9 protein-coding genes are annotated in these 13,279 nt (G+C 61.0%); 4 read left to right on the forward strand and 5 right to left on the reverse strand.

Annotation, left to right across the window (positions count from 1 at the left end; all coding sequences use genetic code 11):
* Positions 1-71: 71 nt before the first annotated feature.
* Positions 72-389: a TfoX/Sxy family protein gene (locus JJJ16_RS05260; protein ID WP_219751640.1), complete on the reverse strand. Its 318-nt coding sequence runs from the start codon at positions 387-389 to the stop codon at positions 72-74.
* A 236-nt stretch (positions 390-625) separates the two neighbouring features.
* Between JJJ16_RS05260 and JJJ16_RS10255 the strand changes: the two genes are divergently transcribed.
* On the forward strand, positions 626-1,672 hold the full coding sequence (locus JJJ16_RS10255; RefSeq protein WP_318836527.1) for a hypothetical protein: 1,047 nt from the start codon (positions 626-628) through the stop codon (positions 1,670-1,672).
* A 97-nt stretch (positions 1,673-1,769) separates the two neighbouring features.
* Here the strand turns inward: JJJ16_RS10255 and JJJ16_RS05275 are convergent, their stop codons facing one another.
* Positions 1,770-4,823, reverse strand: coding sequence for a type I restriction endonuclease subunit R (locus JJJ16_RS05275; protein WP_219751641.1), 3,054 nt, complete (start codon positions 4,821-4,823; stop codon positions 1,770-1,772).
* A 294-nt stretch (positions 4,824-5,117) separates the two neighbouring features.
* On the opposite strand from JJJ16_RS05275, the gene JJJ16_RS05280 reads away from it, so the two are divergent.
* Both JJJ16_RS05280 and JJJ16_RS05285 read left to right on the forward strand, forming a co-directional pair.
* Positions 5,118-5,504 (forward strand): Panacea domain-containing protein, encoded by a 387-nt coding sequence (locus JJJ16_RS05280; protein WP_219751642.1) that lies wholly within the window; start codon positions 5,118-5,120, stop codon positions 5,502-5,504.
* A gap of 476 nt (positions 5,505-5,980) precedes the next feature.
* On the forward strand, positions 5,981-6,208 hold the full coding sequence (locus tag JJJ16_RS05285; protein WP_219751643.1) for a DUF2188 domain-containing protein: 228 nt from the start codon (positions 5,981-5,983) through the stop codon (positions 6,206-6,208).
* 41 nt (positions 6,209-6,249) lie between these two features.
* Here the strand turns inward: JJJ16_RS05285 and JJJ16_RS05290 are convergent, their stop codons facing one another.
* Together JJJ16_RS05290 and JJJ16_RS05295 are read right to left on the reverse strand one after the other, a co-directional pair.
* Complete coding sequence (locus tag JJJ16_RS05290; protein ID WP_219751644.1) at positions 6,250-7,371, reverse strand: restriction endonuclease subunit S; 1,122 nt, start codon at positions 7,369-7,371, stop codon at positions 6,250-6,252.
* On the reverse strand, positions 7,368-8,948 hold the full coding sequence (locus tag JJJ16_RS05295) for a type I restriction-modification system subunit M (protein ID WP_219751645.1): 1,581 nt from the start codon (positions 8,946-8,948) through the stop codon (positions 7,368-7,370). The genes JJJ16_RS05290 and JJJ16_RS05295 overlap by 4 nt, the downstream gene beginning before the upstream one ends.
* Positions 8,949-9,415: 467 nt before the next feature.
* On the opposite strand from JJJ16_RS05295, the gene JJJ16_RS05300 reads away from it, so the two are divergent.
* On the forward strand, positions 9,416-12,292 hold the full coding sequence (locus JJJ16_RS05300) for a glycoside hydrolase family 66 protein (RefSeq protein ID WP_225904999.1): 2,877 nt from the start codon (positions 9,416-9,418) through the stop codon (positions 12,290-12,292).
* A gap of 131 nt (positions 12,293-12,423) precedes the next feature.
* Here JJJ16_RS05300 and JJJ16_RS05305 read toward each other — a convergent pair whose 3' ends face one another.
* Positions 12,424-13,251: an IS3 family transposase gene (locus tag JJJ16_RS05305; protein ID WP_318836526.1), complete on the reverse strand. Its 828-nt coding sequence runs from the start codon at positions 13,249-13,251 to the stop codon at positions 12,424-12,426.
* Between the last annotated feature and the right edge of the window lie 28 nt (positions 13,252-13,279).

Here is a 13,279-nt window from a genome sequence, read left to right on the forward strand (position 1 = left end):
GCTCCCCTGCCATCAGGAGGAACATGCTGCCCGACCCTGGCCTCATACAATACGAGGCCGGGGCCAGACGCCTACTTCTTGTTCCTCTTCTTCGGTGCAGGTAGCTCCTCCCACATCGCGTCGACGACGTCGCGCAGTACGTCGCGATCCTCCACCTCGACGAGGAGCATCTCCTTCGCTCCCTCGTAGGGGATGGCGCGCGGGGCCTCGGGCAGAAGCCGTGAGGAGGCGGGCGTGACCTTGAGCAGGAAGCGGTCGTCGTAGATGCCGCCGATGACCTTGCCCCGGTAGTAGAGGACGTATTCGCCCATCATCTTGCGGTGCGCCACGTCTTCCAGCTCGCCCAGCAGGTCGAGCACGAAGTCCAGGTATTGCTCGGTGGACGACATCGTTCTTCCTCACTTTCCCGCTCAACGACACGCTCATCTGAGCCTGCGCTGCATTCAGCGGCCTTGCTCTTTTGTGGCGGATGAGAACAGTGTAGGAGCCTTTGAGCGGTCCGGTGACCGCGTTCGTTCATTGATCAACGGGGCCGGGGTTGGAAGCTGGACGGGCTAGTATCGCCGTGATGCTAGAGGCTTGAAGGGCTGGACCTCGCAGCTGAGAACCCCGTTAGGATGGGGGCATGACAGATGCGCGTGACCCGCGAGGGATTGTTAACTTCTTTGTCCGTTACCTGGTCCTCCACGTGATCTTCCTGGTCGGGCTCCCGCTCTCGTATGCCATGGACCTGGCACTCATCTACTTCTTTGGCTTCCTGGGCTTCTTCACCTTCTTCCAGGTGCTGATAGCCATCACGCGAAAGTTCCTCGAGAAGGCCGGATCGTGGAAAATTGTCGCGATCGCGGGGGCTGTATTCTCCGACGTGGCCGTCCTGTGGTTCTTGGGATGGCTGATAGGAGGTATATCCGACGGCCCCAGCTGGGGGCTCGTGACCCACTGGCTGCCCTTCCACTTCGTCGCTGCCTTGTGCGCGTGGGGACTCCGCGAGTTCTTCTTCTGGTTGAGCCCACGAGACACTGCGACCCCCAGCGCCCCTGTCGATGCCGTTGATCCGGCTGTTACGGAGAACCTCACCAGCTCCGAAGACGCAGATGGAGGAATGACAAAATCGAGGGACCCGCGAGGCATCATGACGTTCATCGTCCGATACCTGGTCCTCCACGTGATCTTCCTTGCCGGACTGCCGGTCTCCTATGGCATGAGCCTGACACTCACCGACTTCTACTTCTATGGCTTCATGGGCTTCTTCACCTTCTTCCAGGTGTTGATAGCCATTACCCGAAAGTTCCTCGAGAAGGGCGGATGGTGGAAGGGTATCGCCATCGTGGGGGCCGTAGTCTCCGACGTGGCTGCCCTGTGGTTCTTGGGAGTTCTGCTGGGATATTATGTCGGCGGCCCCAGCTCCGACTGGGGGCTCGTGACCCACTGGCTGCCCTACCACTTCGTGGCCGCCTTGTGCGCGTGGGGACTCCGCGAGTTCTTCCGCTGGTTGAGCCCACGACTCACTGCTACGCCCAGCGCCCCTACCAGCCCCGCCGCTCCGGCTGAAACTGAGATCCCGGGCGATTCCAACATTGCAGACGCCCCAACAGCGACCACCGGGGTTATCGAAGCAGACCCCGACACAGACACCGACACCGACACCGACACCGACACCAACAAGCAATAGTCCGTTGTCTCAGGAGCGGCTTCGACCGCTCCCCTGCCACTAGACAAAAGGCGAAAACTGGCCCCGACCTCGCCATCACGAGGCCGGGGCCGTTTCGTCACAGTCCTCCGAGTCCGGAGAAGCGTTCGACCCAGGTCCGCAGGGCGTCGAGGACGCGCGAGCGGATGGCTTCGCGACTGCCACCGCCACCGAAGCGGCGGGCCGGCGGGAGGATCGAGGACAGGCCGGTCCCTTCGTCGGGGACGTAGCCCTCGCGCAGGGAGTCGTACGCGAAGTCCCGCGCGCCCTCGCCGAGGCGTTCGGCCTCGATGATTGCTTCGAGTTCGCTGTCGCGCTTGGCGGCGATGAAGGACTCGAACTCTGTGGGAACGTCCCCATTGAGGGACACACGGCGGTAGAACTCTTCGATGAGGTCGCGTTTGCCGCGCAGGGCGGGTGAAGCGGCGAGGGCGCGCGTGATTTCGACGGGGATTTCGCGGTCGTCGCCGTCGCCGCGCTCGCCCCGATGGTGTTCGACGAGCATGAGGATGTAGTCAACGTTGATGTCGACCTGCTTGACAAGCTCCATTTCGAAGACGAGCTCGTCTGCGATCGGTTCCTTCTCCACCTTCGAGCGCTCGCGCGCCTCGTGATAGAGGTCCAGGTAGACGCTCCTGTAGTCTTCGAGCTCACGCGGGGCGATCATGTCATCACCCTCGAAGTCGTCGAAGGAGGTGAGGATGTTGCGCAGGCGCAGGATTTGCCCCATGAGGTCGATGAAGCGCTTCTGTTCCTTTTCAGATGCGATCGATCCGATGGGCAGGGGGAAGCCGATGCGAAGCTGCTCGATGGTCTCGAGGTAGGTGGACAGGTACTCTCCGTATGGGCGCAGGAGTACCTGACCGCGCGCCTCTTTGTTGCCGAAGAGGGCGATCGCGTCGTTCGTGGCCTCTTCGAGGTTACGGAAGCAGACGATGTTTCCGAAAGTCTTGACGGAGTTGAGGATTCGGTTCGTGCGCGAGAAGGCCTGGATGAGGCCGTGGGCGCGCAGGTTCTTGTCGACCCACAGGGTGTTGAGGGACTTGGAGTCAAAGCCGGTGAGGAACATGTCGACGACGATCACCAGGTCGATACGTCTTTCGGCAAGAGCCGTTGACAGGCTCGTGTAGTATCCCTCGAATCCCGAGGCATCGGTGCCGAAGCTGGCACCGAACTGCTGGTTGTAGTCGGCGATCGCCTCGTCGAGGAAGGCACGGTCGTCCTGGGAGAGGGCCGAAGGATCCATGGATTCTTCGGAGAGCAGGCCGGTGCCCGGCGCCTCGGCGTTGGGCGCGTATGAGTAGATGATTCCGACGCTGAGCCTGCGCGCCTCCGGCAGGTCAGCCTGCTGGCGCTTGAACTCCTGGTAGTAGGCACGGGCGGCCTTGATGGAGGAGGTGGCGAACAGGGAGTTGAAGCCGTTGACGCGCCGTTCCTTGTACTGGAAGGAGGCGTGCCGCTTCGTCTTTTGGTTGAAGTGTTCGAGGATGTAGGAGACCACGGCCGAGATGCGCTGCGGGTTCATGTAGGCGCTGTCGGTATCGATGCCTTCGACGTCGTGGTTGTCGATGCCGTCTCGCACGCGGAACGAGTTGAGGTAGTCGACGCGGAACGGCAGGACGGTCTTGTCCCGGATGGCGTCGACGATTGTGTAGGAGTGCAGCTGGTCCCCGAAGGCCTGCTCGGTCGTCCGTAGGTTTGCTTTGCCGGAGCTGGAGGCATTTTCCGCGAAGATGGGTGTTCCGGTGAAGCCGAAGAGGTGGTAGTTGCGGAAGGCTCGCGTGATGTCGGTGTGCATGTCGCCGAACTGGCTGCGGTGACATTCGTCGAAGACGAGGACGACGTGCCCGGAGTAGATGGCGTGCCCACGGTGGCTCTTGACGAAGGTCGCGAGCTTTTGGATGGTGGTGACGATGATCGGCGTGGACGGGTCGTTGATTTGCTGGGCGAGCTGGCGTGTGGATTGGTTGGCGGAGACGGTTCCCTCGGCGAAGGCGTTATATTCGCGGATGGTCTGGTGGTCGAGGTCCTTGCGGTCGACGACGAAGAGAACCTTGTCGACCCCCTCCATGCCGGCGGCGAGCTTCGCGGTCTTGAAGGACGTGAGGGTCTTTCCCGAACCGGTGGTGTGCCAGATGTATCCGCCGGCGGCGACGGTGCCCGTCTGGTTGTTCATGCTGGAGGTCTTGATGCGCTGGAGGATCGCTTCGGTCGCGGCAATCTGGTAGGGGCGCATCACGAGGAGTTCATCGCGGGTGTTGAGCACGCAGTAGCGCGTAAGGATGGCGAGGATCGTGCGCTTGGCCAGGAATGTGGCGGCGAAGTCGGTAAGGTCCGGAATCTGATTGTTGGCGGCGTCGGTCCACCACATGGTGAATTCGTAAGATCGCGCGTTGGCGGCGGCCACCTGCCGTCGCTTGCCCTGGTTTTCGGTGATGTGCTGGAGGCGTACGGTGTTGGAGTAGTACTTGGTGTGGGCTCCGTTGGAGATGACGAAGATCTGCACGTAGCCGAAGAGTCCGTCACCGGCGCCGGCGTGGAAGGAGTCGCGCTGGTAGCGGTCGATCTGGTTGAAGGCTTGGCGCAGTTCTTCGCCACGTCGCTTGAGTTCGATGTGGACGAGGGGCAGGCCGTTGACGAGGATGGTGACGTCGTAGCGGTTGGAGCGCGCGCCCGTGTCGATGGCGTACTGGCGGATCACCTGCACCTTGTTGCGGTGAATGTTGGTCTTATCGATGAGGCTGATGTTCTTGGTGGTGCCGTCGTCGCGGGTGAGGACCTGCACGTGGTCCTCCTGGATGCGGCGGGCTTTGGCGACGACGGGGTTCCCGTCGGAGGAGCGGACGTCGACGATCGAATGCTGGTAGAAGTCCTTCCATTCCCGGTCGCTAAAACGGTAGTTGTTGAGGGCCTCGAGCTGGACGCGCAGGTTCGCTTCCAGTCCGTCGCGGTCGTGGATATCCACATATTCGTAGGCCTGGGCGCACAGCTGTTTGATGAGGTCGTCCTCGAGGGCGGCTTCGCTCTGGTAATCCTGCTCTTGCTCGCGGGTCGGGTGGTAGAGGCCGACGACCGTGAATTCGTCGGAGACGACGACGGGTTCGATGCGGGGGCGAGGTGCGTCGGTGGACACTCGCGTTCCTTTCTCTACGGGTCTCATTCACGAGGCCGGGGCTGGCACGCGGGAGGCTTCCCTCCCGTCTGGTGACGTTGATCCGATGCTAACGTCACCCACCGTCATCTGCGTCCAGGCTCTCCCGGCGGCGTCAGCTGAAAGACAAACCTGAAGCCTGTTCAACCCGACTGATATAGCCTTGAACGCCGAGTATAATCGCGTGGCAACTACGCGCAGGAGGAGACCAACACGGCACGGTCAATCGTTGATGTCGCAGCCTACATCCTGGAGCGTACCAATACGGTACCGACAATGAAGCTCCAGAAGCTTGCCTTCTATTCTCAAGCTCAGCACCTCGCTCAGTACGGGTCCTCCCTCTTTCCCGAGGACTTCGAGGCGTGGCGCGGTGGACCCGTTGCCCCCGAGCTCTACGCACTGCATCGCGGCATGTTCCTGATTCGTCCGGGCGAACTGATGTCCGGCGACTCGTCCGCTCTCACTGATGCTGAACGCGCCCTGATCGATAGCGTGTGTTCTGCACTGGGCAGCCTGACAGGTGCCGAGCTGAGTGAACGGACGCACCTTGAATCGCCCTGGCTGAATGCGCGCGAAGGACTGGCTCCATCCGATCCCTCGAATGCAGTTATCACGCAGGAAGCAATGCACAGCTACTACCTGGAACACCCCGTTTTCGCATGATTGCCTATCGGCTCCCCATTGCTCTGGTGCCACTGTCGACACTAAAATGACCACCAGGGCAAGGGCTGAAACGGGTACGAAGCAGATCACCTGCAGACGACGACCGCGAAACCTGACAAAACAGGGCCTCGTAATAGTCCACTCGTGGACGGCAAGCTGAAGTCACGCCCTCGTGTTTCCCCTCGCGCACGCGCGAGGGGAAACACAACTATTCGGAGGCACTGTTGAGGAAAGCGCTAACCACAAACAACGAGTCCTGCACGTAATTCCCCAGCCAATCTCCTGCTGCCCGAAGTCTTTTCCGCGGAATATCAAGGTTTAGAGAGAACACTTCAAAAGCCGCGCAAGAGAATTACGTGCGAAGTCGAAGCAGCTACACGGACTCGAGCACCAGGTGTTCGTCATATGCAGATGGAGTGGACGCAGATGTGCATGCCTCCTCCTACTCTCCCTACACAGGAGAAAGGAGGTGACGAATGAACATTCGAGAAGTACGCCGACATGGCGAAGGATGGGCTGTGTTTGCACCGGATGCATCCAAGGCATCCGCAGTCGCCCCTACGCAGGCAGCTGCTCAAGAGCGCGCGCGCGAAATCCTGGCTAACCAGGGTGGCGGCGAGATGCGGACGCGTGGAGAGAACGGGAGAATCCGCGCCCAGGACACCATCAAGCCTGGGAACGATCCCCGTCGAAGCAGGGGCTAGTTACCACTGAGGGGCGGGTCAGACACCCGCCCCTCAGTTCGTTATTCTGCTTTCTTCTCAGGGAAGGACAGCAGGCGATCCCTGTAGTGCTCGTACTGGGCGCGGCGGGCCGCTATCTCGGCGGGCAGGCCCGACGTAATGTCGTTCACGAGGGCATTAAAGCGATCGAGTACATCTGCCACTCGGTCTTGTTCTTCCATAGGCGGTACAGCCACCGGGAATCGCTCAAGCATCGGCTTCCTCACCGACGTGACAGATGAATGAAAGACTGTTGATTCAAGGTATCGACCAAATTGGGAAACCATCACATGGTACAAATACCTTGAGGAGAGCAACTCTAGATTAGGGACGAGCCGATAAGCTCGCTGGTGTAGGGCATATTTACCTTCTACATGGTGGAAAACCTTACCAACACCTACACCATCGCCCGCTGTGAGCACCGCAGATTCATCAAAGTCATACTCATTCAAGCTGAGCGGTACTTGTGACCGAACATAAAACGGGTAAGTACCATTTTCGACGGCATCCGAGGTGTTTCGTCCGCCTGTCGCGATATGCGCCAATTCCCCGAGCTTCAACATTTCAACCGGTCCGCGAGCTGCCAGCGATTCATACGAGAGCAGGTGGTTGCGGTAGTGCTCATACTGGGCCTGCCTTGCTTCCAGCTCCACTTCCAGCTCCGCTTCCAGCGTCGTGAACTGATCCAAGATTCTCACGATCTCTCGCTGCACTTCCAGCGGAGGAATCGGACACCTTAGTTTCGCCACATCCTTTGGATAGACATGCGGAACGCCGCCACCGCTCTTCAGTGCATGAATCGTCTCCTGCCTACCACGCAACCAGTGATAGACGAATCGCGGTTGCAGGGTGCCACGATCCACTACGATAGAAAATGCATCGGAAACAAAAATGGGCTCATTCCAAAATGAAACGAATCCAGCGTAGGCACCCGAACCCGCAATAACGATTGTCTCACCCTGCCGATTCGGACGATCGATATAGTAGGCAGGCTCGCGACCACCCGCAATAACGGGGACCTGCCCTTCCACGATCTCCTTGCGTGTCACTGCCTGCCCACGCTTGAGTTCTGCGACATCACCAAGAGCTCGATACTCCACCCCGTCCGGGCACAGCTCCTCGATCAGCTCGGCGAGGCGGCTCATCGGTCGGCCTCCAATTCTGCGACGATCGCGTCGATGGAGGCGCGCAGCTCACGCTGGCGCTCCACAATGCCGGCGATCCGAGTGTTCAGCTCGACGATGTCCACCTGCTCGCGCGTGTCCTCGGGCTCGACGTAGGAGGACACCGACAGGTTCCAGTCATTGCTCTTAATGTCGTCAATCGACACCAGGGCGGCCACGTGGTCCACCGCCTGACGCTGCGACACCAGGGAGAGGATCCGCTGCTGGTTCTCCGCCGTCAGGCGATTCTTGTTTCCCTCACGCGTGCACTCGGCGGACGCATCCACGAAGAGGACGCTATGGTCGGGACGCGCCTTCTTCAACACGATGATGCAGGTCGCGATCGTGGTCCCAAAGAACAGGTCCGGCGGCAGCTGGATCACCGCGTGCACGAAGTTGTTTTCGACCAGGTATTTGCGGATCTTCCCCTCGGCGGCACCGCGATACAGGACACCCGGGAACTCGACGATTGCGGCCGTCCCATCCTCTGCCAGCCAATGCAGCATATGCATGGTGAAGGCCAGGTCAGCCTTGGACTTGGGTGCCAGAACCCCCGCCGGCGCGAAGCGCGGATCATTAATGAGAGCGATGTCGTCCTTGCCCACCCACTTCGTCGAATACGGAGGGTTCGAGACGATCGCGTCGAAAGGCTGATCGTCCCAGTGGGCAGGTTCCGTCAGGGTGTCCCCCAGCGCGATGTCGAAGTTCGAGAAGTTGACGTCGTGCAAGAACATGTTGATGCGGCACAGGTTGTACGTCGTCAGGTTAATCTCTTGACCGAAATACTGACGGCTACTTGAGGGACCGAGAAGCTTCGCAAACTTCAGCAGCAGCGACCCCGAGCCCGCGCAGGGATCGTACACGCGCGTCACGTCGGAGCGCCCATCCAGAGCGAGGGTCGCGAGGACCTCTGCGACCTCCTGGGGCGTGTAGAACTCGCCACCCGACTTGCCCGCGCTCGAGGCATACATGGTCATCAGATACTCGTAGGCATCACCGAAAGCATCAATCTGCGCAGCACCGTGTTCCAGGGGCAGATCGCCGACGGCGTCCATGATCTTCACGAGCTTCGCGTTACGCTGGGCCACCGTGTTCCCAAGCTTCGTGGAGTTCACGTCCACGTCGTCGAAGAGGCCACGCAGGTCAGACTCGGAGCCGCTGCCCCGCGCCGAGTTTTCGATGAAGCGGAAGGCGTAGGAGAGGGTCTCGTTCAGATTCTCGTCACCGGCAGCCTGGGCGCGCACGTTCCCAAACAAGTCAGAGGGACGAATAAAGAAGCCCTTTTCCTTGACGATGCCTTCACGCGCCGCTTCCGCGTCCTCGTTACTGAGGGTCGCGTAATCGAAGGCCGCGGCCTCTTCAGGGGTTCCGCCTTCGGCGATAATTGCCTCACGCTCAGTAGCGTTCACGTAGTCCGTCAGGTTCTCCGAGATGAAGCGGTAGAACAGGAAGCCCAGGACGTAGCTCTTGAAGTCCCACCCGTCCACGCTGCCGCGCAGGTCGTTGGCGATACGCCAGATCGTCTTATGCAGCTCGGCTCGCTCGATCACTGCCGCCACGGTGTCCTCATTTCCGGCGTAGAGCGCATCAGCTGCACCCCAACTTGGTCTTTTCATCTCTGCTAGCCCGCTATAAACCCAAGGTGCAGGCCGCACAAATTAGCTTACGGCACGACCCCACATCTGTAGACCATCGCGCTCCGAGAGGCGTCTATGTCCGCCTCCCCAGCCCCGGCCTCGTCAATGAGAACAGCGCGAGGGAAACGGACTCACAAAACCCAACTTTTCAGGATACTCCCCCACCCCACCCTGTTAGACACTTTCAGAAAAGAACGACAGGATCCCTCACGCCCACGCAACCAAAGCAGCAGCTCACGAGCGCACAACACCTGGCAAATACTCAGAAATTCAACCGACCCACGATTTTACTTGTCCGCACTGCGGGACATTTTCGCCCAGCATGACCATATTGTCGGTTAATTTACTGAAAAATCGCTTTACCGTTGAATGGGCGCATTTTCACGCGCATGACTCCCCCACAGGGCAGTCCCGTCAACGACTTCGAGGACACACACGTCATGGAGACACGACATCCCCTGACCATCCCCGCCGCCATCGTGCTGGGCACCGCGGTCGTCGCCACCGCTCTGCCCCTGCCGAGCAGCACACCGGCCACCGCCACGGGCACGGCGCACGTCACCCGCGCCTACACGGACAAGTCCACGCACGAACCGGGTAAGCAGGCGACGATCACGGCCGAGGCCTCGACCGAGGGAACCGTTCACTTCTCCGTCAGCCACGTCGGCGTCGAAATCGACTCGGGCGACGCCACCGTCGAAAACGGTAAAGCCACGTGGACCTACACGACGCCGAGCGAGAACAACCAGGGATACCTCGTCACCGCGACCGGCGGAGACGGCACGCACACAGAGACCGCCATCGACGCCTCCACCAGCTGGGAGCGCTTCCCGCGTATGGGCTACCTCTCCCACCTCAAGCCCACCGCCCCCGATGGCTTGGCGGACAACGCCACCTACGAGCCCTACCTCTTCCACACCCCGTCCGACTACGTGACGAAGCTCAGCCAGGACTATCACCTCAACGCCTTCCAGTACTACGACTGGCAGTACCGCCACGAGCAGCCCGTCGCTAAAGGCGACCTCAAGAACGAGTGGCCGTTGTGGTACCGAGACACCTACGCCTCCGCTGCGACCATCAACACCTACGTGACCAAGGCTGACGAGGTTGGTGCAGCCTCGCTGGCCTACTCCATAGCGTACGCAGTCAACGACGGCTACGACACGAACGCCATCAAAGAAGACTGGATCCTGCGCGAGGACAACGGCTCCTACTGGCAACGCGAGTTTGGCAGCCAGTGGTGGGTCCAGGTGCCCCCCAACACGCCCAAGCCCCAGAACCATATGACGATGATGAACGTCAACAACCAGGGCTGGCGCGACTACATCACCGGCCAATACGCGACCCAGAAGAAGGAATTCGCGTTCACCGGCACGCACATCGACACGCTCGGCCAGACCGTCAAGAAGGACGCTTCCGGCAACAAGATCGACCTGACCGAGGGCCTGTCCGCGCTCGTCAACGAGACTGCCGAGAAGACGAAGGGCGCGGTGGGCATCAACCTGCCCGACGGCGCCGGAAACGACAAGGTCATCCCCGGCTCATCCACGTACCTGTACACGGAGCTGTGGAACAACAACGAGACCAACGCGCAGATCGCCAGCTACCTGCAGGGCGTACGCGCCACGGGTACGAAGAAGCCGATGGTGGTCACCGCCTACGCGAACGACTACGATCCGACGACCCGCTACTGGGATGCGGCGGCCAAAGAGTATCGGCATCCCGAAATCACCCCCGACAACGGCGTGCGTATCGAGGCCGAGTCCAACCAGGCGAAGGTGAGCGGCGACGTCACCATCGTGTCGGGCGACGCTTCCGCCTCTGGCGGCTCCTACGCCTCGGGCATTGCCAAGGACGGCGACTCCGTCACCTTCACCGTTGACGCAGGACAGGGAGGCACCTTCACCTTCTCGCCGCGTTACTCGAGCCCGCAGGCAGATGGCGCCAGCCACCAGGTGATGATTGACATGGGCAAGAAGGGTCAGCAGAAGCTCCTGAAGTACGTCACCTTCAATAAGACGCAGAGCGACTCTGACTGGCGCGAGGACATCAGCATCAACGTGGAGCTCACCCCGGGCACCCACACGATTTCCTTCCCGATCGACAAGTACGAGAAGTACGCGCCCGTCAACATCGACTGCATTACGTTCCGCGAGTTCAACGCAGATTCCATCAAGCTCGCGGACGCGGCGTTCGCGGCGAACGGCGCGCACCACCTGGAGCTCGGCGACTACGGGCGCATGCTGGATGATCAGTTCTTCGCCGAATCCGGCCGAGGACTGTCCCCAGACCTCCAGGCGTGGATGAAGAACTACTACAACATCTCCACCGCCTACGAGAACCTGCTTTTCGGCGACAACCTGACGCGCAAGGAACGCCAGGTCGAGGTCTCGACGAACGGCGTGGGACTGCCGACCTCGACGGACGGTGCCGCGAACACGATCTGGGCGAACGCCATGACGTCCAACGCGGGCACGGCCCTGCACCTGATCAACCTGCGTACCAACGACAACGAAGGCAACGACGAATACTGGCGTAATGCCGCCAAGCAGATCCTCGCCTTCGACAACACGTCCGTCACCTACCACCTGGAGGACGGCGAGGCGATCCCCGGTTCGATCTTCGCCGTCAGCCCGGACGTTGACGGTGGCCGCGCGACGCCCCTCGACTTCACGACGGGCACGGATGATCAGGGCCGCACGACGATCACCTTCAACGTGGGCCGCCTGGCCTCGTGGGACATGGTCGTCTTCTCCCCCGCCACCTACGCGGATCGCGCGGCCCTCGCGCCCCAGGCAGTGGACACGTCCGACAACGCCGCCACAACCGACGCGGACGACGCGGGCCTCGTGCCCGCGACGATCGTCGGCCAGCTGCGCAACGGCCTCGGCCAGTGCCTGACCTCCCAGGATCCGAAGGGATCCAACGGCACCCCCGTGTGGAACAGCAACTGCGCCGGGAACAGCGCCGCGCAGACTGTCATCTACGAGGGTGACGGGCACATCCGCATCGGCGACCGCTGCGTCGACGTCCTGGGCGGCTACACCGAGGAGGGCACGGTCGCGCACATGTGGACCTGCTACCCGGCTCTGGAATCCCAGAAGTGGGATCTCAACGAGAATGGCCAGCTCGAAAACCGTGCGTCCGGCCTGTGCCTGACGATCCCGGGTGACACGACACGCGACGCCACGCAGGCGGTCATCTCGCAGTGCTCCGAGACCTCCAAGTCGCAGCGCTGGACGCTCACCGACACCTCCGGACAGTAACGTCCGCCTCCCCGGCACGGGCACAGCCGGGGAGGGACGCAGTGCCCGCGCGCTGCACGCAAGACTCGGCCCCGGCCTCGTCACTATGAATGAACTGCGCCCCGAAAGTTGGACGCGTTTAATGGTAGCCGTTATGCGGCTTCCCGTAGGGCCTGATCCCGGTATTCTGCCGGGGTCAGGCCCTTGAGCTTTACTTGGCGTCTTACTGTGTTCCAGTGTGTGATGTAGGCGTCGAGGTCGGCTTTGAAGCTCTCGAAGGTTGGCCAGTCTTGGCCGCGAAAGAACTCGTCCTTGATGTGTCCGAAGACCTGCTCAGTGGCGCCGTTGTCGATGCAGTTGCCTTTGCGTGACATGCTCTGGATGAAACCGTTATCAGCAAGCGTGCTGATGTAGGCCTCGTGCTGGTACTGCCATCCCATGTCCGAGTGCAAGATCGGCTCGACCCCTGCGGGCTTGGCATCCATGAGTATCTGGAGCATCTCTTGTTGCTGGGCGAGGTTGGGGCACAGAGAGATGGAGTAGGCGACAATCTCTTTGCTGGCAAAGTCGTAGACCGGAGCGAGGTAGGCCTTACCGAAGGAGAGCTTGAACTCGGTGACATCGGTACCCAATTTCTGCCAAGGGCCATCGGCTGTGAAGTCGCGGCCGATGATGTTCTTGAAGCTTTGCCCCACGTCCCCCTTGTAGGAGTTGTACCTGTGATAGGCCCTCTCGCGGCGTATGCCGCAGCGCAGCCCCATCTCGCGCATCATCTTCAAGACCGTCTTATCGGCGATGCGCTCTCCTGCCTCAGCGCGTAGGCACATGGCGATCTGCCTGTGACCGCACCCGTTGGGGGTTCGTGAAAAGATCTGGGCGACCTTGGGACGTAGCTGCGCCCGGGTCACGCCCTTGGGGTGAGCCAGCGCGTAGTAGTAGCTCGACCTGGCAAGACCAGCGGCCTCGAGGAGATCACCCACCGCATGTCCGCGCCCTGAAAGCTCGGCG

Source organism: Schaalia sp. ORNL0103, from assembly GCF_019429565.1.
GTDB lineage: Bacteria > Actinomycetota > Actinomycetes > Actinomycetales > Actinomycetaceae > Pauljensenia.

Bases quoted from the DNA above. Each gene is read 5' to 3' on its own strand.
- JJJ16_RS05280 (WP_219751642.1), top strand. From the start codon at position 5,118: ATGAAGCTCCAGAAGCTTGCCTTCTATTCTCAAGCTCAGCACCTCGCT.
- JJJ16_RS05260 (WP_219751640.1), bottom strand. From the start codon at position 389: ATGTCGTCCACCGAGCAATACCTGGACTTCGTGCTCGACCTGCTGGGC.
- JJJ16_RS05300 (WP_225904999.1), top strand. From the start codon at position 9,416: ATGACTCCCCCACAGGGCAGTCCCGTCAACGACTTCGAGGACACACAC.
- JJJ16_RS10255 (WP_318836527.1), top strand. From the start codon at position 626: ATGACAGATGCGCGTGACCCGCGAGGGATTGTTAACTTCTTTGTCCGT.
- JJJ16_RS05285 (WP_219751643.1), top strand. From the start codon at position 5,981: ATGAACATTCGAGAAGTACGCCGACATGGCGAAGGATGGGCTGTGTTT.
- JJJ16_RS05290 (WP_219751644.1), bottom strand. From the start codon at position 7,371: ATGAGCCGCCTCGCCGAGCTGATCGAGGAGCTGTGCCCGGACGGGGTG.